27 protein-coding genes are annotated in these 25,011 nt (G+C 63.9%); 14 read left to right on the forward strand and 13 right to left on the reverse strand.

Going from position 1 to position 25,011, the window contains the following annotated elements; all coding sequences use genetic code 11:
* Positions 1–23 precede the first annotated feature (23 nt).
* The 5 genes from VGN93_RS15980 to VGN93_RS16000 all read right to left on the reverse strand — a co-directional run bounded on the left by VGN93_RS15980 (position 24) and on the right by VGN93_RS16000 (position 5,926).
* Positions 24–2,123 (reverse strand): VWA domain-containing protein, encoded by a 2,100-nt coding sequence (locus VGN93_RS15980; protein ID WP_327508219.1) that lies wholly within the window; start codon positions 2,121–2,123, stop codon positions 24–26.
* A 14-nt stretch (positions 2,124–2,137) separates the two neighbouring features.
* Positions 2,138–2,659 carry an RNA polymerase sigma factor gene (locus tag VGN93_RS15985; RefSeq protein WP_319323393.1) on the reverse strand — a complete coding sequence of 174 codons (522 nt, stop codon included), beginning with the start codon at positions 2,657–2,659 and terminating at the stop codon, positions 2,138–2,140.
* 81 nt (positions 2,660–2,740) lie between these two features.
* Positions 2,741–3,433 carry a phosphodiester glycosidase family protein gene (locus tag VGN93_RS15990; protein WP_327508220.1) on the reverse strand — a complete coding sequence of 231 codons (693 nt, stop codon included), beginning with the start codon at positions 3,431–3,433 and terminating at the stop codon, positions 2,741–2,743.
* A gap of 106 nt (positions 3,434–3,539) precedes the next feature.
* The gene (locus tag VGN93_RS15995; RefSeq protein ID WP_327508221.1) at positions 3,540–4,232 is read right to left on the reverse strand and encodes a ferredoxin; all 693 of its coding nucleotides are present in this window, start codon (positions 4,230–4,232) and stop codon (positions 3,540–3,542) included.
* A 107-nt stretch (positions 4,233–4,339) separates the two neighbouring features.
* Complete coding sequence (locus tag VGN93_RS16000) at positions 4,340–5,926, reverse strand: trimethylamine methyltransferase family protein (RefSeq protein WP_327508222.1); 1,587 nt, start codon at positions 5,924–5,926, stop codon at positions 4,340–4,342.
* A gap of 337 nt (positions 5,927–6,263) precedes the next feature.
* On the opposite strand from VGN93_RS16000, the gene VGN93_RS16005 reads away from it, so the two are divergent.
* The gene (locus VGN93_RS16005; protein WP_319323400.1) at positions 6,264–6,962 is read left to right on the forward strand and encodes a B12-binding domain-containing protein; all 699 of its coding nucleotides are present in this window, start codon (positions 6,264–6,266) and stop codon (positions 6,960–6,962) included.
* A gap of 53 nt (positions 6,963–7,015) precedes the next feature.
* On the opposite strand, the gene VGN93_RS16010 is transcribed toward VGN93_RS16005, so the two are convergent.
* Positions 7,016–7,174: an entericidin gene (locus VGN93_RS16010; protein WP_256115462.1), complete on the reverse strand. Its 159-nt coding sequence runs from the start codon at positions 7,172–7,174 to the stop codon at positions 7,016–7,018.
* 17 nt (positions 7,175–7,191) lie between these two features.
* On the opposite strand from VGN93_RS16010, the gene VGN93_RS16015 reads away from it, so the two are divergent.
* The 10 genes from VGN93_RS16015 to VGN93_RS16060 all read left to right on the forward strand — a co-directional run bounded on the left by VGN93_RS16015 (position 7,192) and on the right by VGN93_RS16060 (position 15,298).
* The gene (locus VGN93_RS16015) at positions 7,192–7,833 is read left to right on the forward strand and encodes a DUF1638 domain-containing protein (protein ID WP_327508223.1); all 642 of its coding nucleotides are present in this window, start codon (positions 7,192–7,194) and stop codon (positions 7,831–7,833) included.
* A gap of 98 nt (positions 7,834–7,931) precedes the next feature.
* Entirely contained in the window at positions 7,932–8,714 is a 783-nt protein-coding gene (locus VGN93_RS16020) for a formyl transferase (RefSeq protein WP_327508224.1), read from the forward strand.
* Between the two features lie 151 nt (positions 8,715–8,865).
* A complete protein-coding gene (locus VGN93_RS16025) occupies positions 8,866–9,168 on the forward strand; it encodes a virulence factor (protein ID WP_327508225.1) in 303 nt (100 codons plus the stop codon).
* Positions 9,161–9,742 carry a methylenetetrahydrofolate reductase C-terminal domain-containing protein gene (locus tag VGN93_RS16030; protein ID WP_319323410.1) on the forward strand — a complete coding sequence of 194 codons (582 nt, stop codon included), beginning with the start codon at positions 9,161–9,163 and terminating at the stop codon, positions 9,740–9,742. The genes VGN93_RS16025 and VGN93_RS16030 overlap by 8 nt, the downstream gene beginning before the upstream one ends.
* Before the next feature lie 3 nt (positions 9,743–9,745).
* Entirely contained in the window at positions 9,746–10,840 is a 1,095-nt protein-coding gene (locus VGN93_RS16035; RefSeq protein ID WP_327508226.1) for a methylenetetrahydrofolate reductase, read from the forward strand.
* Between the two features lie 109 nt (positions 10,841–10,949).
* Positions 10,950–11,918 (forward strand): methyltetrahydrofolate cobalamin methyltransferase, encoded by a 969-nt coding sequence (locus tag VGN93_RS16040; protein ID WP_319323412.1) that lies wholly within the window; start codon positions 10,950–10,952, stop codon positions 11,916–11,918.
* A gap of 1 nt (position 11,919) precedes the next feature.
* Positions 11,920–12,243 carry a hypothetical protein gene (locus tag VGN93_RS16045; RefSeq protein WP_319323414.1) on the forward strand — a complete coding sequence of 108 codons (324 nt, stop codon included), beginning with the start codon at positions 11,920–11,922 and terminating at the stop codon, positions 12,241–12,243.
* 33 nt (positions 12,244–12,276) lie between these two features.
* Entirely contained in the window at positions 12,277–14,349 is a 2,073-nt protein-coding gene (locus VGN93_RS16050; RefSeq protein WP_327508227.1) for an ASKHA domain-containing protein, read from the forward strand.
* 225 nt (positions 14,350–14,574) lie between these two features.
* Positions 14,575–14,883, forward strand: a complete 309-nt coding sequence (locus VGN93_RS16055) for a hypothetical protein (protein ID WP_327508228.1) — start codon at positions 14,575–14,577, stop codon at positions 14,881–14,883.
* 16 nt (positions 14,884–14,899) lie between these two features.
* Positions 14,900–15,298 (forward strand): hypothetical protein, encoded by a 399-nt coding sequence (locus VGN93_RS16060; RefSeq protein ID WP_327508229.1) that lies wholly within the window; start codon positions 14,900–14,902, stop codon positions 15,296–15,298.
* Between the two features lie 37 nt (positions 15,299–15,335).
* Here VGN93_RS16060 and VGN93_RS16065 read toward each other — a convergent pair whose 3' ends face one another.
* Complete coding sequence (locus VGN93_RS16065) at positions 15,336–16,253, reverse strand: LysR family transcriptional regulator (RefSeq protein WP_319323425.1); 918 nt, start codon at positions 16,251–16,253, stop codon at positions 15,336–15,338.
* 116 nt (positions 16,254–16,369) lie between these two features.
* On the opposite strand from VGN93_RS16065, the gene VGN93_RS16070 reads away from it, so the two are divergent.
* A complete protein-coding gene (locus VGN93_RS16070; protein ID WP_327508230.1) occupies positions 16,370–16,603 on the forward strand; it encodes a hypothetical protein in 234 nt (77 codons plus the stop codon).
* Positions 16,604–16,704: 101 nt separating this feature from the next.
* Entirely contained in the window at positions 16,705–16,902 is a 198-nt protein-coding gene (locus tag VGN93_RS16075) for a hypothetical protein (protein ID WP_327508231.1), read from the forward strand.
* An 84-nt stretch (positions 16,903–16,986) separates the two neighbouring features.
* Here the strand turns inward: VGN93_RS16075 and VGN93_RS16080 are convergent, their stop codons facing one another.
* Positions 16,987–17,589 (reverse strand): GNAT family N-acetyltransferase, encoded by a 603-nt coding sequence (locus VGN93_RS16080; RefSeq protein WP_327508232.1) that lies wholly within the window; start codon positions 17,587–17,589, stop codon positions 16,987–16,989.
* A 299-nt stretch (positions 17,590–17,888) separates the two neighbouring features.
* On the opposite strand from VGN93_RS16080, the gene VGN93_RS16085 reads away from it, so the two are divergent.
* Positions 17,889–18,896, forward strand: coding sequence for a GlxA family transcriptional regulator (locus VGN93_RS16085; protein ID WP_256115445.1), 1,008 nt, complete (start codon positions 17,889–17,891; stop codon positions 18,894–18,896).
* Positions 18,897–18,946: 50 nt separating this feature from the next.
* On the opposite strand, the gene VGN93_RS16090 is transcribed toward VGN93_RS16085, so the two are convergent.
* The 5 genes from VGN93_RS16090 to VGN93_RS16110 all read right to left on the reverse strand — a co-directional run bounded on the left by VGN93_RS16090 (position 18,947) and on the right by VGN93_RS16110 (position 24,942).
* A complete protein-coding gene (locus VGN93_RS16090; RefSeq protein ID WP_327508233.1) occupies positions 18,947–20,191 on the reverse strand; it encodes a diguanylate cyclase in 1,245 nt (414 codons plus the stop codon).
* 222 nt (positions 20,192–20,413) lie between these two features.
* Positions 20,414–21,241, reverse strand: coding sequence for a response regulator (locus tag VGN93_RS16095; protein ID WP_319323433.1), 828 nt, complete (start codon positions 21,239–21,241; stop codon positions 20,414–20,416).
* Positions 21,242–21,388: 147 nt separating this feature from the next.
* Complete coding sequence (locus VGN93_RS16100; RefSeq protein ID WP_413818712.1) at positions 21,389–21,643, reverse strand: hypothetical protein; 255 nt, start codon at positions 21,641–21,643, stop codon at positions 21,389–21,391.
* Positions 21,644–21,786: 143 nt separating this feature from the next.
* Entirely contained in the window at positions 21,787–24,324 is a 2,538-nt protein-coding gene (locus VGN93_RS16105; protein WP_327508234.1) for a mechanosensitive ion channel family protein, read from the reverse strand.
* A gap of 60 nt (positions 24,325–24,384) precedes the next feature.
* On the reverse strand, positions 24,385–24,942 hold the full coding sequence (locus VGN93_RS16110) for a DUF924 family protein (RefSeq protein WP_327508235.1): 558 nt from the start codon (positions 24,940–24,942) through the stop codon (positions 24,385–24,387).
* Positions 24,943–25,011: the final 69 nt, after the last annotated feature.

A 25,011-nucleotide genomic window follows, 5' to 3' on the forward strand; every position in this document is an offset into this window, starting at 1 on the left:
CCATTGTAGGAGCGGAAAAGGCTTTACTGCGCCTTCTCCCCCGAAAGACCGCCGGCGAGCTGCACGAGCTTCAGGAATTCCGCCCGGTAGCCGAAGGGATCCTCGCCCTTGGCGGCCTGCGCGAGGCCGAGGATCGAGCCGTAGGCGTAATCCTGAAGAGCGGAGACACCCTTCAGCTTCTGCCCGAAAGCGGCGACGGCGACGGAGAAGCGAACGTCCGTGGAAGCCGCATTCATGTCGGCGACCGCATTGGCGTCCGTCACCGGCATGGTGACGAGTTCGCTCGTGTCGCTGTCCGGCTTCTTCCAGCGCATCTTCAGGAAGGCAAGTTCGCCGCCGTCGGATGCCGGTGTCGCTGCCGCCTGCTCCTTGCCGTAGCGCAGCGCATCGTTCAGCACGGCGGGGCTGCCCTTCGGCGTCACCTCGTAGATCGCCGTCACCCGGTGACCGGAGCCGATATCGCCGGCATCCACCTTGTCGTTGTTGAAATCCTCGCGGTTGAGCACCCGGGTCTCGTAGCCGATGAGGCGGTATTCGGCGATGCGCGCCTGGTTGAACTCGATCTGGAACTTGACGTCCTTGGCGATCGGGAAGAGCGAGGACCCCGCCTCCTCCACCAGCGTCTTCTGGGCCTCGGCGAGCGTATCGATATAGGCGGCCGTGCCGTTGCCGTTCTGCGCCAGCGTCTGCATCATGCCGTCATTGTAGTTGCCGCGGCCGAAGCCCAGCACCGAGAGGAAGATGCCGCTCTTGCGACGCGCCTCGATGATGCGCTTCAGGTCCTCGTCGCTCGCCGGCCCGACATTGAAGTCGCCATCCGTCGCCAGCATGACGCGGTTGACGCCATCCGTCTTGAAGGCCTTCCTGGCCAGCGCATAGGCCGCCTCGATGCCTTCCGCGCCGGCCGTCGAGCCGCCTGGCTGGAGATTGTCGATGGCCGACAGGATCTTGTCGCGCTCCTTCGCCTCCGTCGGCTCCAGCACCACGCCGGCATTGCCGGCATAGGTGACGATCGACACCGTGTCGGTATCCTTCAGCTTGCCGACGAGCAGGCGGAAGGCGCTCTTCAGCAGCGGCAGCTTGTCGGCCTCGTCCATCGAGCCGGACACGTCGATGAGGAAGACGAGGTTGGCGGAAGGCTGCGCCGTCGCCGCCGTCTCGAAGCCCTTGATGCCGACATGCAGAAGCTGCGTGTCCTTGTTCCACGGCGTCGGCATGACGGTGACGGTGGCGTTGAACGCCTTGTCCGCCGTCTCCGGCCCCTTCCAGTCATAGGGGAAGTAGTTGACCATCTCCTCGACGCGCACGGAATCCTGCTCCGGCAGGCTGCCGCCGAGCAGCGCACCGCGAACGTAGGAATAGGACGCCGTGTCGACATCCGCCGAGAAGGTCGACACAGGATCGGTCGCAACGCTCTTCACCGGGTTCGCATCGGCGGAGGCGAAACGCTCGCGGTCTTCCACGGGCGTCGGCATGGCATCCGCCGTGGCGGAAGGCTGCACGACGCTACGCGTCAGGGCCTGCGTCGTGGCGGCACCGCCGAGCATATAGGAATCGGGCGCCGCTGCGACCGCCTCTTCTTCGCTGCTTTCGGCAAGCGGCGCGGGCTCGACGGCCAGCGTGTTCGTGGACTGAGCACTGTCGGCGGCGGTCGCGCGCGCATCTGCTTCTGCGGAGGATTGCGATTTTGCCGTCGCGTCCGCTTCTCTCTTGGGACGGTTTACAAGATTGGCAATTTCATCGGCGGAGAACTCATCCCTGCCCGTCGTGGGCTTGCGGAGGCGAAGATCCTGATCGGTCGGCTTTGCCGCGATCTCCGTCTCTGATGTCAGCGCCACGGTGCCGTTGCGCACCATTTCATAGGTCACGAGGCCGGCGACTGGCACGACGAGAAGCGTGGCAAGCGCCGAGCCGGCGAGAAGTCTGCGGTTCATGATAGGGCTCCATATCCGGTTGAACATGGAGCTTCGACGCCCGCCGCCGGTCGATCCTTGGGCGAGGTCCGAATTTTTTTCCGCACCGTCGAAAGCCTGCATGGCGGAGGCGAACGCACGGGCGCGGGCATCCGCATCGGGAGCCGGCGGTGTGCGGCGGGCGAGTTTGTCGAGGTCGAGATCGGTCATCGTCTATCCTTCCGTCACGCGGCCGCATCGCGCAAAAGCACCTTCAGGCGCTTGCGGGCCTCGTGCACATGCCAGGAAATCGTCGTTTCGGCGCAGCCCAGCACGTCGGCTGCCGCCGCATGGCTCAGGCCTTCGCCGTAGATCAGCAGCACGGCATCACGCTGCTTGTCGGGAAGCTGGCGCACGGCGTGCCACAACTCCTCGCTGCCATCATCGTCGGGCCGGCTGTCCAGCACCGCCTGTTCGCGCAGATAGGCGGCGTCGCGCCATTCGGCCCGCCGGCGCTTGCGCATCTGGTCACGCGCCGCGTTGAGCGTCACGGTATAGAGCCAGGTACTGAGCCGGCTGGCGCCCTTGAAACCGCGGATCGCCGCGGCGAGACGGATGCACACCTCCTGCGCCACGTCCTCGGCATCCTGCCGGTCGCCGCACCATCGCCAGGCGACGGCATGGATGAAATCATAGCGGCTTTCGACAAGCGCGGCAAAAGCCTGCCTGTCGCCCAAGGCCGCCTTTTCGACGAGTTCTGTTTCCACGGGTCCATCCCGATTGCAGTGCACTATTCCCTACGACGTCCGTCGGGCGGCAATCCTTGGGTGGAGGCGCACGTTTTTTTCTCAACCGGGCAGATTTTTTACGACGGCGATGATCGTCCCCATGACGGCCTTGCGATCGTGACGCCGGATTTCCGGGGAATAGAGGCTGGAAATGCTGCCATCGAGGAAGAGCGCATTCCGGCAGTGCAGCCGGTCGCGAAACAGCGTCGCAAAATCGTGGAAGCGCACAGGACTGTTGGAGATCGCAAAGGCGACGCGCCCGTCCGGCAGGATGCCGACGCCGTTGCGGATCTGGAAGCTCGTGCCGTCGGCCAAGAATTTCGGATGGATTTGTCCATCCACCACCAGCATCGGCCCGGATTGCGTCGCCTCCTGCGGCGAAAGCCCGGCCTTCGCATAGGCTTCCGTTTCCATCACCCCGGCCTTGCCATCGCCCACCCAGAACACGCCGTTCGGCTTCAGGAAGAAATTTCCGAAGGCATCGCCCCGGTTCAGCGCGCCCACTTGCCGGCCATGCTCCACCAGCAACCCGACCGGTCCATAGTCCGCATGATACATGCCGCCGTTCATGGCGAAACTCATGTGCTGCCGGTTGCGCAAGAGATGCGTGTTGAGCTGGTCGTAGCGCGCGCCGTCCTTGCCGAGCGTTGCCGCGCCGTAGAGGCGGATCGTCTCCGTCGCCGGATCGAAGGTGCAGACGGTGTAGCGGCCGGAGAGATGTTCGATCTCGGCGCATTTCGGCGCTTCGGCCATGGCGGTGCTCCGCAGAAGAAGGACGGCAAACAGGGTGAAGAGAAACAGATGGGCGCGCATGAACTCCTGGCTCGGATGGCAATGCGGCGAATTTAGCAGCGAAAGCTCAAAGCGACAGCGCCGCCATGTGGAAACGAAGCTGGGCATCCTCATAGCGGTAGCCGGCGCCGACGGGACAGGCGGCGCGGGCGAGACAGCCGGAGGCCATGCAGCCGCCCGGCCCCCCCAGTGAGCGCAAATGGCCTCGGCACGCCGGCACATCGAAGGCATCCGACCGCACGGCGCCCGCGGGACAGGTGGTGAGGCACGGCTTGTCCGGACAGTGGTCGCAGGGATGCGGCTCGCTAGGTGGCGCCGCATCCTCCACCGGCTCCGCAAAACCGAGAGCACCGCGATAGCCGTGCCAGAGGCCGTAGACGGGGTGGATCAGGATGCCGAGCGGCGAGGCCTTCAGGCTTTCCGCACGCATGGCCCATTGCTGGAAAGGTTGCCAGGGCGGATCGGAGGGAAACCAGGTGGTGGCGCCAGCCGATGCGGCCACGGTTCGCAGGGCCGCTTTGGACCAGGTGTCGAGCGGGTCGTCGCCGCCACGGTCTGGCTGCTCCTCCCGCCAGCGCGAAAAGGCCGACCAGATCGAGCTGCCGATATTGCCGACGAGCACGACGCTGGCGGCGGGGCGACCATCCGCCAGTGCCGGAGCCGCCTCGCCTTCGCCGAAATTCACGGCACCGCGCAAAAAAAGACCGTGCGGCGCAAGCGCCGCACGGATGCTGTCGAGATCGGGGCGACGCGCCCTCACTTGGTCACGTCCCCCTTGAGTTCATAATGCGGGCGCCAGACTTCCTTCTGGATCATGTCGGCCACCCGCGTCGCTCCGCCTTGCTCCCTGGCGCGATCGGGACCCTTTCAGGTGAAGGCGTCCGGCATCGAGTTCTTGCGGCTTGCGACGTAAGCGAGCAGCGCATCGTCGATCGACGGGTCGAGATAGGGCGCCTCGTAGCTTTCCAGCCAGGTGCGGCAAAGCGCGTTGGCGCGCTCCTCGATGCGCTTCTGGCCTTCGATTTCCCACTGCTCGAACGAGTTGTTGTCGGCGAGCGGCGAGCGGTAGAAGGCGGTCTGGAAGTTGGCCTGGGTGTGGGCGCAGCCGAGATAGTGGCTACCGGGGCCGACTTCGCGGATGGCATCGAGCGCCTGCGCGTTTTCGGAAAGGTCGACGCCCTCGGCAAGCTTCTGCATCATGCCGAGCTGGTCCTGGTCGATCATGAATTTTTCGTAGGACGACACGAGGCCGCCTTCGAGCCAACCGGCGGCATGCAGCACGAAATTCGTGCCGGCGAGCAGCGTCATATTGATGGTGTTGGCCGATTCGTGCGCCGCCTGCGCATCCGGAACCTTGGAGCCGCAGAGCGAGCCGCCGGTGCGGAACGGAATGCCGAGGCGGCGGGCAAGCTGGGCCGCACCATAGGACACCAGCGACGGCTCCGGCGAACCGAAGGTCGGCGCGCCCGACTGCATGGAGATCGACGCGGCAAACGTGCCGAACAGCACCGGCGCACCCTTGCGGATGAGCTGGGTGAAGGAGGCACCGGCCAAAACTTCCGCAAGGATCTGCGTCAGCGTGCCGGCAACCGTGACCGGGCTCATGGCGCCCGACAGGATGAACGGCGAAACGACGCAGGCCTGGTTATGGCGCGCATAGACCTTCAGCGCGCCCACCATGGTCTCGTCGAAAACCATCGGCGAGTTGGCGTTGATGAGGTTCAGCGTCACGCAATTGTTCTCGACGAACTCTTCGCCGAAGACGAGCTTGGCCATGGCGATCGTGTCTTCCGCGCGCTCGGGTGCGGTGACCGAGCCCATGAACGGCTTGTCGGAATATTTGATGTGGCTGTAGATCATGTCGAGGTGGCGCTTGTTCACCGGCACGTCGACCGGCTCGCAGACCGTGCCGCCGGAGGAATGCATCGACGGCGCCATATAGGCGAGTTTCACGAAGTTGCGGAAATCCTCGATCGTCGCGTAACGTCTGACGCCTTCGAGGTCGCGCACGAAGGGCGGGCCGTAGACCGGCGCGAAGACGGTGGCCTTGCCGCCGATCTGCACATTGCGCTCGGGATTGCGGGCATGCCAGGTGAAGGTGTTCGGCGCGGTCTTCAAGAGGTCGCGGCAGAGCCCCTTGGGAAAATGCACGCGCTCGCCGCGCACATCGGCGCCGGCTTCCTTCCAGAGCGCAAGCGCTTCGGGATCTTCGCGGAACTCGATGCCGATCTCTTCCAGCACGCGGTCGGCATTGTTCTCGATGAGCTGAAGGCCTTCTTCGTCGAGGACCTCGTATTCCTTGATCTTGCGGGTGATGTAGGGCAGCGACGGGCCCGGACCGCCCCCCGTGCGCGATGCACGCCGCGCGGCGGCACCACGTCCCTCACCACGCGAACGGCGGCCACCGCCCTCGCTTGCGCCCTCGCCTGCCACCTGCTGGATTTCCTCGCTCATGATCCGTCTTTCCTTGTTATCGCGGCGCATCGCGACGCCTCTTTTCCTATGCTAGCAAGCCGCCGGGGCGGGACGGTTCTCAATGCGCCAAGCCGTGGCGCACGCTGGATACCGGCTCGGCGCGGACTATAGCGGGAATGCGACGGCCATCGTAGCGCCATTCGCTTGTTTGCGCTGTCAATTCACGGCTTTGCGGGCTATGGGTGGAACAAGAGTTCGGCGGGTCGCTTTTCGCTGTATGCGACGTCGCTTTCAAAATCAGGTTCGCGCGACAGGAAGGTTATTCCTTGTTCGACGAGCCTGCTGCCCGCAGTGCCACTGGAGACGAGGAAACACCATGGCTGACGACGAAATCATTCTCGCCGATCTCTCCGATGAAGAGCTCGTGCAGCAGATGCACGACGACCTCTACGACGGCCTGAAGGAGGAAATCGAAGAGGGCACGAACATCCTGCTCGAACGCGGCTGGGCGCCCTACGACGTCTTGACCCAGGCCCTCGTCGAAGGCATGCGCATCGTCGGCGTCGATTTCCGCGACGGCATTCTTTTCGTTCCCGAAGTGCTGCTTTCGGCCAATGCCATGAAGGCCGGCATGGCGATCCTGCGTCCGCTGCTGGCCGCAACCGGCGCGCCGAAGCAGGGCAAGGTCGTCATCGGCACGGTCAAGGGCGATATCCACGACATCGGCAAGAACCTCGTCGGCATGATGATGGAAGGCGCAGGCTTCGACGTCGTCGACCTCGGCATCAACAACCCGGTCGAAAACTACCTCGAAGCCATCGAACGCGAACAGCCGGACATCCTCGGCATGTCGGCGCTCTTGACCACCACCATGCCCTATATGAAGGTCGTCATCGACACGATGAAGGAAAAGGGCCTGCGCGACGACTATGTCGTTCTCGTCGGCGGCGCGCCGCTCAACGAGGAATTCGGCAAGGCCGTCGGTGCGGACGCCTATTGCCGCGACGCGGCCGTGGCGGTCGAAACGGCAAAGGAATTCATGAAGCGCAAGCACAACATGCTGGCTGGCGCCTGAAACGCGAATTGCGATGGCGCCGGTCTTGAATCGGCGCCATGCGCTTACGACCTTTAGTTTGCGGCGTTGTCGATGTCGTTGCCGGCGGCCTGCGTCGCATCCACGGCATTGGCCGTATCCCGTCCCATGCCGCGAATGGTGTTGCCGCAGGCGCTGAGTGCCAGGAGTGCGGCGAGAACGATGCTGATGCGGGTCAGGTGTGTCCCAGTCATGGTCGGAGTCCCTCTAGATGGATGCGGTTGACGTAGAACTTCAGCTCGGAAGTCCGAGCGATGAACGCACGAAAGCGGAAAAGGTTCGCGTGATCGCCTGCGGCGCCATCGCGCGCGAGGTTCTGGCCATCCGCGATGCCAACGGGCTCGACCATATCGACCTTCTCTGTCTGCCCGCCATCTGGCATGCCCACCCCGAAAAGATCGCCCCCGGCGTCGAAAAGGCCATCGAAGAAGCGCGCACGGCCGGTTTCGAGCGCGTCTTCGTCGGTTACGCCGATTGCGGCACCGGCGGCCTGCTCGACAAGGTCTGCGAAAGGCTCGGCGTCGAGCGCATCGCCGGACCGCACTGTTATTCCTTCTTCGCGGGCAACGAGGCCTTCGCGGCGACGGAGGACGACGTCACCGCCTTCTTCCTGACGGACTTCCTCGCCCGCCAGTTCCGCGCCTTCGTCATCGAGCCGCTCGGGCTGGACCGCTATCCGCAGCTGAAGGACATGTATTTCGGCAATTACACCAAGCTCGTCTATCTCTCGCAGGTGGAAGACGAAGGCTTGCAGAAGAAGGCGCAGGAGGCCGCCGACTATCTCGGCCTCGCCTACGAATACCGCTTTACCGGCTATGGCGACCTCAGCGGCGAGCTGTTGCGCGCCCGCTAACCAATCCTTAGCCGTGCCGGGCAAATCCGCTGCCACGGTTACCGCTTCCTAAGCCCTCGCACCCATGATGCCAGCCCAAACGAAGGCGAGGCTTGGGCATGACGGAACGCGAAACACGGACGGAAACGGTGGCGATGCTGATCCAGCCCGGCCCCAACCCGGAAATCGTCGTCAATGCCGTGAAGGCCGCCTTCCCGAACCTCGTGGTGATCGAGGAACAGCCCGAATCGAAAAAGCTCTTCATTCGCCGGCGTGCGAAAAAACTCGGCTGGGTGCAGGCGCTCGGCCAGCTCGCCACCATGATGGTCTCCAAGTTCGGCAAGCGCTTCACCACCGCCCGCGCTCAGGAAATCGTTGAAGCGTTCGGCGTAAGCACGGCTACAGACTCGCGAATCCGCCGCATCATGGTTCCGTCCGCCAACAGCCCGGAACTCTTGAAAGCCGTCGGCGACATCAAGCCGGCGGCACTGCTGCTCGTCAGCTGCCGCATGATGAAGGCGCAGACGCTCTCCGCCATTGCCTGCCACGTCCTCAATTTCCATGCCGGCATCAACCCGCAATATCGCGGCCTGCAGGGCGGCTACTGGTCGCGCATCCAGTCCGACGAGGCGAATTTCGGCGCAACCGTGCACCTTGTCGACCCCGGCGTAGACACCGGCGACGTGCTCTACCAGCAGCGGACGAAACCTTCCAAACGCGACACGATGCACACCTATCCGCTGCTCCAGACCGCCGCCTCCACAGGCATCGTCGTGCAGGCATTGCACGATGCGGTTACTGGTGAGCTCAAGCCTTTGAAAATAGCGGCACCCTCGCGGCAATGGTATCATCCGCCGATCTGGACCTGGCTCTGGAACGGCGTGACCCGCGGCATCTGGTAAAACCTCTCGCCAGTCGAATCCGACGTCGTTTTTGAGCATGGGGCAGTCGTGGCGAAAGAAGCCCGCGACGCGGCCAGACCGCATTGTCAGAACCAGAGCAGAGAAAGAGCATTTTCGAGAAAACACGGAAACGCTCCGGGAGAATTTCGACATGGCAGACCGCATCATCGTCTACTGGCGCGACATCCCCGCCCAGGTCATCATCAAGAAGGGCCGCGCGACGGCCAAGCGCGAACTGTCGCTGCGCTTCACCGAGGCGATCGACATGTGCGCCATGCGCACGGGTGCGGCCGAGACGGACGATTACCTCGCCGAATGGCGCAAGGCCGATCCGGTGTCCGTTTCCGACGACCTGGAGGCGGAAGCCGACAAGGCCGCGGCCGAATTCGAGGAAGCCTATGACCGCGAGCGCCTTGTCGCCCTCGTCAAGGCCGGAGGGCGAGACAATGCCTGATGCCAAACCCGGCAATGCGGCTCCCGCCAAGAAGGCTGCCACCGGCGCCTTCACGCCGGCCGGCGTCTCGCCGAGCCGCCGCGCGCGGCGCAAATACACGGTGCGCCTGTGGGCCGTGCGCAATTCCCGCTTCCTGGAATGGTTCTACCATCGCTTCGCGGACCTCTTCCTCCTGCTGCACCCCGTGTGGAAACTCTTCGGCTACCAGCGCGTCGAGCGTCCGATCACCTTCGTCGAAAAACATGTGAAGGGTTTCCTCTTCGACTGTCGCATGTGCGGCCAGTGCGCGCTGTCGTCCACGGGCATGTCCTGCCCGATGAACTGTCCCAAGCAGCTTCGCAACGGCCCCTGCGGCGGCGTTCGCGCCAATGGCAATTGCGAAGTGGAGCCGGATATGCCCTGCGTCTGGGTCCAGGCGTGGAAGGGCTCGCAGAACATGGTGAAGGGGAATGCCATCATGAACGTGCAGAAGCCGGTGAACCAGTCGCTGCGCGAGACCTCGTCGTGGCTGCGCGTCACCGCCGAAGCCGCTGCCGCCAAGGAAGCCGCTGCCGCAGCCGGAAAGGACGCCTGATCCATGGCGCATATCGACGAAAACCCGCTCGGCCCCCACCTGCCGCTCGATCCGCTGCCCGGCCACTCCTCGCTCGGCCGGCTGGAGCGCGTGCTGCGCCGCGGCGAGTTCGCGGTCACGACCGAACTCAACCCGCCCGACAGCGCCAACCCGGAAGACGTCTATGAGCGCGCCGCGATCTTCGACGGCTGGGTCGACGGCATCAACGCGGTCGATGCGTCGGGCGCCAACTGCCACATGTCCTCCGTCGGCATCTGCGCGCTGTTGACCCGCATGGGCTATGCGCCGATCATGCAGATCGCCTGCCGCGACAAGAACCGCATCGCCATCCAAGGCGACGTTCTCGGCGGCGCCGCCATGGGCGTCACCAATATGATGTGCCTGACCGGCGACGGCGTGCAGGCCGGCGACCAGCCGGGGGCCAAGCCCGTCTTCGACCTCGATTGCATGTCGCTGCTCGAAACCGTGCGCATCATGCGCGACAACGGAAAATTCCTGTCCGGCCGCAAGCTGACGACGCCGCCGAAGGTCTTCCTGGGTGCCGCGATCAATCCCTTCGCTCCGCCCTACGATTTCCGCCCCTACCGCCTTGGCAAGAAGATCGAGGCGGGCGCGCAGTTCGTCCAGAGCCAGTATTGCTTCGACGTGCCGATGTTCCGGGAATACATGAAGAAGGTGCGCGACCTCGGCCTGCATGAAAAGTGCTTCATCCTCGTCGGCGTCGGCCCGATGGCGTCGGCCAAGACGGCCAAGTGGATCCGCTCCAACGTGCCCGGCATCCATATTCCGGACTCCATCGTCTCGCGGCTCGAAGGCGCGCAGGACCAGAAGAAGGAAGGCAAGCAGCTCTGCATCGACATCATCAACGAGGTGAAGGAGATCGAGGGCGTTTCCGGCGTGCACGTCATGGCCTACCGCCAGGAAGAATATGTCGCAGAGATCGTGCATGATTCCGGCGTGCTGAAGGGTCGCCAACCCTGGAAGCGCGAGCCGAACCCGGTCGACCAGATGGTGGCCGAGCGCATCGAGAGGACCCGCGAAGGCGTCGAACAGAACCAGCAGCAGATGGCGGAAATCGCCTCCCACCACCCCCATTGACCGGACGAAAAGCTATGATGGAGATCGCCGCTTCGTCCGCCGAGCCGCATTGCAACACCGGAAATCGCGCGCTAGATCAAACCCGGCGCCCCGCCCCAGAGGACCTTAAATGACACGCACCATCGTCGCCTCGGCCACCCGCGAAATCATCATCGGTTTCGACCAGCCCTTCTGCGTCATCGGCGAACGCATCAACCCGACCGGCCGCAAGAAGCTCGCCGCCGAGATGATCGAAGGCAATTTCGACACGGTCATCAAGGACGCGCTGGAACAGGTCGCCGCCGGTGCGACGATGCTCGACGTCAATGCGGGCGTTACATCGGTCAACCCGAACGAAACCGAGCCGGGCCTGCTCGTCAAGACGATGGAGATCGTGCAGGGGCTCGTCGACGTGCCGCTGTCGATCGACAGCTCCGTCACCGCGGCCATCGAGGCGGCACTCAAGGTCGCCAAGGGCCGGCCGCTGGTCAACTCGGTGACCGGCGAGGAAGAAAAGCTCGAGGCCATCCTGCCGCTCGTCAAGAAATACGACGTGCCGGTCGTCGCGATCTCGAACGACGAGACCGGCATTTCGATGGACCCGGACGTGCGCTTTGCCGTCGCCAAGAAGATCGTCGAGCGCGCCATGGACCACGGCATCAAGCCGCACGACATCGTCGTCGATCCGCTTGTCATGCCGATCGGCGCGCTGGGCGATGCCGGCCGCCAGGTCTTCGCGCTGCTCTATCGCCTGCGCAACGAGCTGAAGGTCAACACGACCTGCGGCCTTTCCAACATCTCCTTCGGCCTGCCGCACCGCCACGGCATCAATGCCGGCTTCATCCCGATGGTCATCGGCGCCGGCATGACGTCCGCCATCATGAACCCCTGCCGCCCGCAGGAAATGGAAGCCGTGCGCGCCGCCAACGTCTTGAACGGTACGGACGCGAATTGCTCGAACTGGATCATGACCTACCGCGATCACAAGCCGGCCGAGGGCGGCCATGTGGCCGCAGCCGCACCGTCTTCCGGCGCCGGCGGCGGTGGTCGTCGCGGCGGCCGCGCAGGGCGCACCGGCAGCAGCGCGGCACCAGAATAACATGGCGGGCGGGCGGCAGTTTTCTCGCGATGCCTTCAGCCTCTGGCTGCAGGCGCCCCTCGTCATCGCCATGCGCTGCCATGAGATGCAGATGGCGGCGCTGACGGGCTCGAGGCAGAACACCGCGGAAATGACCAAAATGGTCACCGAAAAGATGGCTGCCGCGGCGGAGAGCGTCGTGGCGGCCAATCTTGCTGTTGCCAAGGCCATGATGACGGCGGCGTCACCCTCTGCCACGGCCCGCGCCGTCTCCGAGGCCGCGATAAAACCCTATGGCAAGCGCGTGCGGCGCAACGTCAAGCGCCTTGCTACCAGGAAAGGCTGACGGGCGGTTTCGGCCCACAGGAAAGTACGATCGATGCGCATTGACGGTGAGAGCGAGACCAACATGACCGAAGCTTCGGCAAAAGAACCGCTGGTCCTCTTCATGCCCTCGGGAAAACGCGGCCGTTTCCCGGTCGGCACGCCCGTGCTCGACGCTGCGCGCAAACTCGGCGTCTATGTCGAGAGTGTGTGCGGCGGGCGCGCGACCTGCGGGCGCTGTCAGATCGAGGTGCAGGAAGGCAACTTCGCCAAGCACAAGATCGTCTCCTCGCTCGACCACATTTCCGAAAAAGGCCCGAAGGAAGAGCGCTACGAGAAGATCCGCGGCCTGCCGGACGGCCGCCGCCTCTCCTGTTCCGCCCTCATCCTCGGCGACCTCGTCGTAGACGTGCCGCAGGATACCGTCATCAACGCGCAGGTCGTGCGCAAGGCCGCAAGCGACCGCGTCATCGAGCGCAACGCCGCCATCCAGCTGTGTTATGTCGAGGTGGACGAGCCCGACATGCACAAGCCGCTCGGCGACCTCGACCGGCTCAAGGTCATGCTGGAGAAGGACTGGGGCTGGAAGGACCTGCTGATCGCGCCGCACCTTATTCCGCAGGTGCAGTCGATCCTGCGCAAGGGCAACTGGGGCGTCACCGCCGCCATCCACCGCGACATGGACAGTTCGCGCCCCTTCATCGTCGGCCTGTGGCCGGGCCTCAAGAACGAGGCCTACGGCGTCGCCTGCGATATCGGCTCGACGACCATAGCCATGCATCTCGTCTCGCTGCTCTCCGGCCGCATCGTCGCCTCCTCCGGCACGTCGAACCCGCAGATCCGCTTCGGCGAAGACCTGATGAGCCGCGTCTCTTACGTGATGATGAACCCGGATGGCCGCGAAGCCATGACCAAGGCCGTGCGCGAGGCCGTCAACGGCCTGATCGGCAAGGTCTGCGCCGAGGGCGAGGTCGACCGGCACGACATCCTCGACATGGTTTTTGTCGCAAACCCCATCATGCATCACCTGTTCCTCGGCATCGACCCGACGGAACTCGGCCAGGCGCCCTTTGCGCTCGCGGTCTCCGGCGCGCTGCAATATTGGGCGCATGAGCTGGAGATCGACGTCAACCGCGGCGCCCGGCTTTATACACTGCCCTGCATCGCCGGCCATGTCGGCGCGGATGCGGCGGGCGCGACGCTGGCGGAAGGCCCCTACCGGCAGGATCGCATGATGCTGCTCGTCGACGTCGGCACCAATGCGGAAATCGTGCTCGGCAACCGGAGCCGCGTCGTTGCCGCCTCCTCGCCGACCGGCCCGGCCTTCGAAGGCGCTGAAATCTCCTCCGGCCAGCGCGCCGCGCCCGGCGCCATCGAGCGCGTGCGCATCGACCCCGAAACGTTGGAGCCGAAATTCCGCGTCATCGGCGTCGACAAATGGTCGGACGAGGAAGGCTTTGCCGAAGCCGCCGCCAGTGTCGGCGTCACCGGCATCTGCGGCTCGGCGATCATCGAGGTCGTGGCCGAGATGTATCTCTCCGGCCTCATTTCCGAGGATGGCGTGGTCGATGGAATGATGGCGGCAAGGACGCCGCGCATCCTGCAAACCGGCCGCACCTTCTCCTACCTGCTGCATGACGGCGAGCAGCGCATCACGGTGACGCAGAACGATATCCGCGCCATCCAGCTCGCCAAGTCCGCGCTCTATGCCGGCATCAAGCTCTTGATGGAAAAGCAGGGCGTCGACCATGTCGACACGATCCGCTTCGCCGGCGCCTTCGGCTCCTTCATCGATCCGAAATACGCCATGGTGCTCGGCCTCATCCCGGATTGCGACCTCAACGAGGTGAAGGCGGTCGGCAATGCGGCGGGCACCGGCGCGCTGATGGCGCTGCTCAACCGCGACCACCGCCGCGAGATCGAGCAGGAGGTCAACCGCATCGAGAAGATCGAGACCGCGCTGGAGCCGAATTTCCAGCAACTCTTCGTCAACGCCATGGCGCTGCCGAACAAGATCGACGCCTTCCCGGAACTCGCCAAGGTCGTCACCCTGCCGGAGCGCAAGGCGCCTGCCGACGATGGCGGTGGCGACGGTGGCGGACGCCGCAGGCGGCGCGGCCGCGAGTAGCAGGCGGTCGGCACTTTCTTCTCCGTGCAGCACTTACCCCCCTCTGCCCTGCCGGGCAGAGGGGGGTGCCGCGTCATTCCAAACCGCGATGCCCGTAAACCATCACCCAAAAAATCCGTTTTGTTTTCGGCGGTTTATCGGCATTCTGGGAGAATAGGGCGAGGGTCTCGCCCGTTGATGGAATATCGACCGCTTGACCTCCCGCCACCTCACGAAAGTTCATCCATGACGCTCGCCCGCCTCGTCGCCGTCAGCCTCCTCCTTGCCGCGAGCTGCCTGCCGGCGCGCGCCCAGGAGGACTATCCCTTTACCGGCGAATGGGAATGCGACGGCGCGCCCTTCGTCTTCACCTCGACGGTCTACAGCATCGGGGATGAGAGCTTTAACGTGCAGGAAGTGCAGGAGGGAACGGACGGGTCCTACTCGCTCTTCCTGTCGGACGAGGTCTATATCTACCTCTCCGCGATCACGGCGGATACGCTGGATTTCTCCTCCTCCGAAAGCGACCGAACGCTCAGCTGCCGCCGCTACTGACGTGAAAGATGTTTTGATGACCCGCACCCTGTTTTTCGCCTGCGCGCTTTCGCTTGGCGCCGCAGCGCCCGCCCTCGCCGACACCTATGCGGCGGTCAGCAACACGGCCATGTCGATCACCGGCGACATCGAGTTCGACGACTTCGGCATCACCTTCGAAAACGGCAAGCAGATCGTGTTCGACGAGCTCGTCGGCGATACGTTCGTGGTGGGCGGAGAGACGGTGAACGGCTCGGTCTACAGCGTTTCCGAGCCGAAGGATCCGGTGCTGCTGAACGGCAACCGCCTGTGCGGCGAGCCCGTCACCTATGTCGCCTCCTGGGGCGATGCCGACACGACGACGGTGGCCGTCTTCTCGACGCAGGACGTGCCGCAGAGCGACGCGGACATGTGCGCGTCCTATACCTACGAATAAAATGGAAAGGCCGGGCTGATGCCCGGCCTTCAAACGATCAGCAGGCGACCTGCAGAATTTCCATCGGCCGGCGCTCGATACGGGCGAAGGCGGCGCGGATATAGTCCGCCACGGCCTGCGCCGGCGTATCGGCCTCCTCGTTGACGACGAGGCCGATCAGGTAATGGCCGAGATCCGGCAGGCCGTCCTTCTGGCTGAGCGCCACCATGTCGTCGCCGACGAGGAAACGCGCCAGCGGTGCCACGGCAAGATCGGCGCGGATGGCGGCGCGCTGGCCCATATGGTGGGCGCAGAAATAGGCAACGCGGAAATCGCGGCCCGAACGGCTCAGTTCTTCCAGCGCCCGCTCCCGCCAGATGCAGCCCTCTTCCCAGACGGAGACCGGCAGCGGGTTCTTCAGATGCGCGTTGCCGCAGCTCTTGCCGGCCCAGACGAGCTGTTCCTTCAGGAGGATTTCGCCCGGGATCGGGATCGTGCCGTCCGTCGCATTGAAGATCGCGAGATCGAGCCGACGCTCGGCGACGGCCCGGCGCAGGCGGCTGCTCGTCTCGATCGACACATTGACCGCGATCGACGGATAGGTCTCGGCAAAACGTTTCAGCACTTCCGGCAGGATGAGTTCGCCGACGTCGTCGGGCGCGCCGAGCCGCACGACGCCGTTCATCTCCGGCATCATGAAGCGCGACACCGCCTCGTTGCTGAGCGCGATCAGGCGGCGCGCATAGGAGAGCAGCACCTCGCCGTGATGCGTCAGCACCACCGAGCGCGCGTCGCGCCGGAACAGCGAGCAGCCGAGCAGTTCCTCCAGCTTCTTGATCTGCATGGAGACGGCGGACGGCGTGCGGTGCACCGTCTCGGCGGCGGTCGTGAAATTGCCGGTCTCGGCGATCGCCACGAAGGTTTTGAGAATATCGAGCTCCAAGAGGGGGAGCGTCTGGCGCATCAGCAGGTTCATGCTTGCCTCCAAGGATCAGTATTTCTGAAGCATAACGTCACTTCATTTCGTTTGATTGAAAACCGAGATGGGCGGATAGTCAACCTATCAGAACGAAGAACGAAAGGAAAAACGCCATGAAAATCGAAAAATCATATGCAAACGGCGCCGATCTGGCCGTTGTCGCCCGTGGAAACGGATTTTACTACGCAATACGGCGCTTCGTGGGCGAGGTCATCGAGACGCGGCGCCGCCGCAGCGTCGCCCGGCACACCGCCGCCGAACTGAACGAACTGCCTGAATACCTCAAGCAGGACATCAACTGGCCGGATGTCGCCATGCCATCCGCAATCATGAAGAAGGCTGATTGATCCAATCAAATATATTCGTTGGATTGATGCATGAGGTTCCGACATAGTCACGATCAAGGTCGCGACCTTTCGAAACCTCCCAAGCTCGAAAGGACCCTGAAATGGCACTTGCATTGGAACATCGCCCGGTACGGCGCGCATCAGGCGTCCGTCACTCCGGCAGTCTGTCTTATACCGTTCGCCACATCGCCGAACGCATCGTCTCCGCCTGGCAGCGTCACCGCGCAGAACGCGAACTGGAAAGCATGTCCTACGACCTGCGCAAGGACATCGGCTTCCGTTCGAAGACCACGCGATGACGGATGACTGTTGCGGCGCACCGCCGAAAGAAGACGACGCCAATAACCGCCGGAGCTGACCCTCAAAAGTCTCTCCGGCGGTTTTCATTTTGCCCGGATGATCGGTACCAGCGATGCCGCCGTCTCCGGCAGGATGCCCGCCAGCCGCGGATCGTCGAAGACCTCGACCTGGCGCTTCACCGGCGTGAAGCCCGAGCGGATGTAGAAGTTCAGCGCCTGCGGCGAATCGAGCGTGCAGGTGTGCACCCAGAAGCGCTGCAACGCCTCCCGCGACCAGGCGCGCGCGATCGCGCGGTTCATCAGCCAGCGGCCCGTGCCCCCGCCGATCGTCGCCGGCGTCAGGCCGAAGAAGGCGAGCTCACAGACCCCCTCCTCGCGAAAATCGAGCTCCAGCAGCCCCTCGGCCCGGCCGTCCTTCATCACGCCATAGACCTCGACATCGGGATGATGGAGAACCGCGACGAGATCGGCATCCGCCATGGCGAGACGCGAGGCCCAGAGCCATTCCGTCCCGATACGGGCATAAAGGTCGCGATACCAGGCGAGATCGGGTGTGGCGACGCGGTCGAGCGTGATGCCGGGCTGCTCGGGATCCGCACGCCCAGCGGGCGGCGCCCGCATTTCGAGGCAGGTCACCACGGCGGCAAGTTTTCCCGCCGGTACATCCGAATATCCGTCTGGCAGCATCGATCAATCCCTCACAAATCCGCGATCGTATGTGGCCGGAGTGCGCCCGCTTGTCAAACCGGAACGGCCGGATTTCATGCCGTCGAAACGGCCTGTCGCAATCGGACAACGCTTTTGGGCGGGTCGCAAATGTGCAAGTGCGAAGGAAAGGTCATAATTCCGCCGGGAGGCACTGACATTCCAGTGATGCGCGGCCTGTTTCAGTCGTAACCGTCCTTTTCAGTGTCGCAAAAATGCTAGCACCGCCGCCGCTCTCCCTGCGACCATTGCGACATTCCGCCCCCAGCATGGACACTCCGATGAACAAGCAGAACGTCAAGAAGCGCTCCCTCGTTTTCTTCCTCGTGCCCAACTTCTCCATGCTGCCCTTCTCGGCGGCGATCGAGACGCTCCGCATCGCCAACCGCATGCTCGGTTACGAGGCCTATACCTGGCGCCTCTCCTCGACGGACGGCCAGCAAGTCCTCTCCTCCAGCGGCATCGGCATCGAGGTGAACTCCTCGCTTGCCGACGAGCGCAAATATCTCGGCGGCGAGAACCGCCCCTCCATGGTGCTCGTCTGTTCCGGCATCTATGTCGAGGATTTCTCCAACAAGTCGGTCAATGCCTGGCTGCGCGAGGTCTATAACCGCGGCATCGCGGTCGGCTCGCTCTGTACCGGCGCCCATGTGCTCGCCCAGGCGGGCCTGCTCTCCGGCAAACGCTGCGCCATCCACTGGGAGAACCTCCCCGGTTTTGCCGAAGCCTTCCCGCAGGCCGACGTCTATGCCGATCTCTACGAGATCGACAGCAACATCTATACCTGCGCCGGCGGCACCGCCTCACTCGACATGATGCTGAACCTGATCGACCAGGATTTCGGCGAGAACCTCGTCAACCGCGTCTGCGAACAGGCGCTGACCGACCGCGTGCGCGGGCCGCATGACCGCCAGCGCCTGCCGCTGCGCGCGCGCCTCGGCGTGCAGAACGCAAAAGTGCTGTCGATCATCGAACTGATGGAAGGCAACCTCTCCGAGCCGCTGTCGCTGCTGGAGATCGCTGACGGCGCCGACCTGTCGCGCCGCCAGATCGAGCGGCTGTTCCGTCAGGAAATGGGCCGCTCGCCGGCCCGCTACTATCTCGAAATCCGGCTCGACCGGGCGCGCCACCTGCTCGTCCAGTCCTCCATGCCGGTGGTGGAAGTGGCCGTCGCCTGCGGCTTCGTCTCGGCCTCACACTTCTCCAAGTGCTACCGCGAACTCTACAACCGCTCGCCCCAGCAGGAGCGCGCAGAACGCAAGCTGACGCTTTCGGCCATCGCGCGCTGATCGAATTCTGAGAGAAATGAAGCATCCCCGTCCTTGTGGCGGGGATTTTTTTAACTCGCGAGCGCGCTCATCAGCGACAGCTCGGAGAAGACGCGGTTCCGGCCGGCATGTTTGGCCATGTAGAGGAACTGGTCGGCGGCGTTCAGGTAATTGTCGAAGGTTTCCCGGCCGGCAATGACCGCAAGGCCGACGGAAACGGTGACCGTCAGCGCCTCGCCGTCCGCGTCGATCGGCTGGGCGGCGAGCTCCGAGCGCAGCCGCTCGCAGTAGTCGAGCGCCTGGTCCAGCGAAAGGCCGTTGAAGATGATGCCGAACTCCTCGCCGCCGAGGCGCGCAAGCAGATGCCGGTCGCTGACCCGGTGTTTCAGGCGGCGGGATATGGCCTTCAGCACGACGTCGCCGACCTCATGGCCGTAGGTGTCGTTCAACCGCTTGAAATGGTCGATGTCGAGGATGGCGATCGACATGGGGTCGCCACGGCGCACCGCCTGGTCGACGAGCCGCGGGCCGGCCTCGAAAAAGTAGCGGCGGTTGTAGATGTCGGTGAGATAGTCGCGCGCCGCGATGCGGTGCAGCGACTGCACACGCTTCTGGATCGCCGCGACGTGGAAGATGCGGCTGTTGAACTCTTCGACGAGGAAGGGTTTCTGGATATATTCATCGCCGCCGGCGCGAAGAAAACGGGCCGCGACCATGCGGTCTTCCGAGGTCGAAAGGCCGACGACACGCACCGCATCGTCGCCGTGGCGCTGGCGGATTTCGTCGAGCAGCGCAAAACCGTCCATGTCGGAGAGGTCCAGGTCACAGACCACCATGTCGATGCCGCCCTGCGTATCGAGCGCATCGAGGGCCGCAGCACCGCTTTCGACGGCGATGACCTGGAAACGCTGCTTGGCGATCAGGCTCACCTGGTGCTGAAGGCTTTCCGGGTCCGAATCGACGACGAGCACCTGGGTCTTGCCGCTCGTCAGGATGCGGTCGACGGCGAGCACGAGTTGCTGGATCGCCGCCGGATTGTCCTTGACGACATAGTCGAGCACGTTCTTGGCGAGGATCTGGTCGCGGGTGGCATCGCTGAACGAACCGGTGAAGACCAGCGGCGCGATGCCCCTGGAGATCACATAGTCGAGCGCCTCGCAGTTGGGCGCATCCGGCAGGTTGAGGTCGAGAACGGCGAGCGCGAATTCCGGCGCGTCGGCCTGGAAGATGGCCCGCACCGCCGCCATGCTGGAACAATGGGTGACGCCGAGACCGAGTTCCTTCTCCAGCCGGTACTTCAGCGCGGTGGAGAACATGCGCGAGTCTTCCACAAGCAAAACCTGCTGGCCGGAATGGCGCAGAAATGCAGGCCCTCGTTGCGGATTGGTATCCACTCCCACGTCGTCCAGTACCCTCGATAATGTTCCCGTCTGGCCCGCATTACAAACCACCGGTTTTACCAAGTGGTTAACCCGCCGAGAAATATCTCACGTAACGTGAGGGACATAACCGGGCGGATCATGAAAATCGTTGGAAAGTCAGGCAGAAAGCCGCCGCTGCGCCGTCCTGATCTGGGTCAGCGTGTCGAGGTTCTGGTTAACGCGGCAGTAGAACTCCTCGTCGATGAACGGCCGCATGATGAAGTCGTTGCCGCCCGCCTTGAGGAAGCGCGCCGACAGCAGCCGGTCCGTCGAGGACGAGACGCCGATGATGCGCAACTGGTGCGATCCGATCGTGCCGCGGATGCGCCGCGTCAATTCGAAACCGTCGATATCGGGCATGTTATAGTCGGTGATCATCAGGGCGATATCGGGGTTCGCCTTCAGGAGTTCGAGCGCGCTCCTGCCGTTGTCCGCGACGCTGACGCGAAAATTGTAGCGCTTCAGGCGGGTCGTGAGCAAAGCGCGGGCCGTCGCACTGTCGTCGACGATCAGGACGTGATGCTGGTGGTTGGTCAGGAAGCGGCAGACCGATTCCGCCAGCATATCGACCGCAAAGATGTTGTCCTTCAGGATGTAATCGACGATTTCCTTGGAGAGCAACTGGTCGCGCGTCTTCTGCTGGAAGGTTCCGGTGAAGACGATCGTCGGTATGCTGAGGTCGACCAGATAGTTCAGCGCCTCGCCATTCTCGGCGCCCGGCAGATTGATGTTGGAGATCGCGAGCGTGATCCTGTCGGTGGACTTGTCATAGGCAAGTTCCAGCTCTTCGAAACTCCGGCATATCTCGACATCGAGGTCGAAAAGCTCTTTCAGCCGCTTCGAGATCATGGAGGTGAAGACGTTCGAATCCTCGGCAACAAGAATACGGTGATGCGAGAGAGACGCGCCGGAATACTGCATTCCGGAAATGCCGATGAACGCCATGATCTGCCTTCGTTAAATGGATGTTTCCCCACATTAATGGGTAACTACAACCCTTTGCGAAAGCGTTAAATTTAGAAGGCATGAAAAAGCGACATAAGAACAACGGCGCGGTTGTTTTACCGCGCCGCCACAAAACCTCGATAAAACTTACTTGACCGAAGCAGCGCCGCCCTGGATCTCGACTTCCTCGCCGCCGTTCAGCGCCATCCGGTCGCCGTTCGGCAGGGTGACGAAGCAGCCGGACGGGCAGATCGTCTCGGTGGAACCGGGCTCCAGCGCGACCTCCATGCGGCTGCCGTCCTCAACGATGACGAGAACCTGGGTATCGCCGTCCTTGTTGGTCACGGAGGCGGCCATGGCCGGAGCGGACATCGCGACCGACACCAGCAGCATCATGATCATTCGCTTCATCTTCGCCCGGCGCGTGCGCGCCGCCCCTGTTTTACAAGCCCAGAGGAACACTATCGTTCCTCGTTCGGATTTGCATCACGTTTTATGCGGGGACGGCTGAATGGAGCGTGAATGCGGCGTTCATGTGCCGGAAATCAGGCGGCGGGGTCTGTCTCGGGCGCCTCGTCGGCCGGTTTGCGCCGCCGGCTGGTGCTTGGCGGGCGCAGCTTTTCCGTCGCCTGGTCGAGAAGGGCCGAGATAAGCTCCGCCCCTTCCGGCGAAATCTTGACCGGCACTTCCGCCGCCGCCGGGCCGCCGATGGCGATTTCGTCCTGGCGGAACCGCTCGAGGATGGCGGCCCTCAGTTCCGACTTCACAGTCGTGCCGTTCAGGATATCGGCGAGGAAGGCGCGGATCTCGAAATCCAGCGACGAGGCCGAAAAGGCCAGGAAGACGACCATCGGCTCGGGATTGCGCAACAGGCCCTGCTGCCCGCGCACGACCTCGACCAGCATCTCCTGCACCTTGCGCGGGTCGTTGCCGCCATGCACGCTGATCGCCATGTCGACGCGGCCGAGCTTGTTGCGGTGCGTCCAGTTGCCGACCTGGCCGTTGATCAGCAGCGAATTCGGCACGATCACCGTCTGGCGCTGGAAGGTCTCGATCTCGGTGGCGCGCACCGAGATGCGGCGCACGAAGCCTTCCGTCGTGCCGGCCACCACCCAGTCGCCCACCTTGAACGGACGCTCGGCCAGCAGGATAAGGCCCGAGACGAAATTCGACACGATGTTCTGGAGGCCGAAACCGATACCGAGCGAGAGGGCACCGGCGACAAGCGCAAGGCTGGACAGGTTGATGCCCGCCGCCGATATGCCGACGAGGCCGGCAAGCGCCACGCCCGCGTAACCGACCGCCGTGCGCACGGAATTGCGCACGCCGGCATCCACCTGGCTTCTCGCCAGCACGTTGCCGTCCACCCACTTCTGGAACCAGCGCGTGATGACGAGGCCGGCGACAAACAGCAGGATGCCCGCGAGGATACCGACGAGCGAGATGGTGATGCTGCCGATGCGGATCTCGGTGAAGATGCGGTAGGCCCAGGATTCGATATCGGCGACCTGGAAACCCCATTGCAGCAGGATCAGCGGCACGAAGCAGACGAAGATCAGCAGGTAGACGCCGAGCCCCGCCGCAAGCCCGACCTGGTCGAGCGCCACCTGGCCAAGCCCGAAACGCTCCTCCAGCCGCTTGCCGATCGCGGTTTCCGCGAATGCATTCGTCGCCGACACGGCGCGGCCGGAAAGGAAGCCGATATACATGGTCACCACGACGGCGCCGGTGACGACGATCTGCGTGGCGATGAACCGCGCCATGCCGACATAACCGAGCACGGAGGAGAAGACGAGGCCAAGCCCCGTCAGGATTAGCAGGACGAACACCGAGCGCGGCCAGGGACGGCCCTGGCTATCCGGCTTTTCACCCTGGCGCAGCACCGGCCGGATGAAGGCCGTGACGACGAGCAGCGCGCCGATGATGATCGAGGCGAAGAAGCTCTTCACCACCGTCAGCACCACCGGCGAGCCCAGCACCTCGCTGATCGTGCCGAGGAAATAGTCGGCGCCGTTGACGATCACCATGCTGAAGATCAGCAGCCACAGAAGCTGCGCGCCGCGATTGGACACCCGCACCAGCCGCCAGTGCCCGTCCGCGGGTGAAAGCACCGCATTGGCAAGCTGCGCGACGAAATAGATCGCCACCATCACGGCAAGCGCTATCGAGACGATCGGCGCGATGTCGGCACGCAGGACGTTGAACGTGTCGAGGAAGAAATAGCTGGCGCCGGCAAAGGCCGCCGCGGCGACGGTCGGCAGGATCGTCGACCAGAAGGCGACGGAAAGGCGCGTGATATAATGCGGCTTCGCCTCCTGCACGCCGCGCGTGATGAAGGGCGCGAAGAGACGGTAGCTGCCCATGTGCAGCACGAGGGCCGCCAGCAGCGACAGCCCGACGGCACCCAGAAGCTGCATGCGCTTGAACTTCCAGACGAATTGCAGCCAGGCCGCCACCGTGCGGTTGAGCGTCTGCGTCTCTTCGACAAGCGCGCCGGAGGCCTCGGTGAAGAGCTCCGTGTTGATCTCCGTGCGCTTCAGGATGGCATCGCTGAAGAGCCGGCGGCGGATTTCCGTGATGCGGTTGGAGAGCTTCGTCGCCTCGATCGAGAGGTTTTCCGCCTCCCCCGTCAGCGCGTTGATTTCGTTTCGCTCCGTGGCAAGCTTCTTGCGCTCTTCGACGACGGCGGCGGCTTCGGCGGGCGCCCCTTCCGCCGGCGGATCGCCGAGTTCCGTCTGGCGCGCCTTGATCGCTTCCAGCCGCGGCCGTGTCGCGACCGAAATGGACAGGATCGTCCGGTTCAGCGCCTCCGCATCGACCTTCAGCTCGACGAGGCGTGCATCGTCGTCCTTGTCGCGCTCCACGCGCTCGCGGATGGCATTGAGCTGGCCGCTGGCGCGGTCGAGATCACTGTTGGCCTGTTCGAGCTGGGTGACGTCGGCAGTGGCCGGCACGGCCGCCGTCTGCGCCCGGACGGGCGGGGCCGCGACGAGAAGAAGAACCAGAAGGACGGGCAGAAGGCGGAAGAGCGGCAACAGGCCATCCTCGTTGAACAGAGACAGACGACGACGCATCGCAAACATGCGATTGCGCACCCCTTCTAGCCATGAATGCGGCCATTTTAAACCGGTATGGCCGCCCGGCTAGAATCCGGCGCCCGGTTCCGCGAGATAGGCCTGCTCTTTCGGCGTCGAAACCCGGCCGAGAAAGACATTGCGATGCGGGAAGCGGCCGTAGTCGACGATGACGTCACGATGCCGCTCGGCATAGCCGAGATACAATTCGTCGCCATGCGCCTCGAAAAGCGCGACCGAAAGGTCCTGGTCGGCAAGATCCTCGGAGTGTTCGAGCGGCATGTAGAAGAAGTGGCGCCGGCCGTAATCGACCAGCTTGTCGGCACCCGCGTCGAGCGCCAGGCGCGCCTCGCGCCGCGCGATCCAGTCCGTGGCGAAGGCCAGGGGCGACGCGCGGTACATGTTGCGGGGCAACTGGTCGAGCACGATGATCGCCGCAAGCCGCGCCTCGGGGCTTGTGCGCCATTCCGGCGTGACGTCCTGCGACAGGACGAAATGCGTCGCCGCGAACTGTCTGCGGATGCCGGAATCGAGCTCCGGCGTCGGCTGCCACCAGTCCTTGGGGCTCAGCGTCTCGCACCAATAGGCGACGACTTCTTCCGGTGTCCTGATCCTGTCGTCGCTCATGCCGCTCCCTCCATTCGTCTGAGCCGCAATATGGCGGGGTGCGACCCGGTTGCAAGGGGGGACGTTAGC

The sequence above is a fragment of the Shinella sp. genome, from assembly GCF_035998705.1.
In the GTDB taxonomy this organism is placed as follows: domain Bacteria; phylum Pseudomonadota; class Alphaproteobacteria; order Rhizobiales; family Rhizobiaceae; genus Shinella.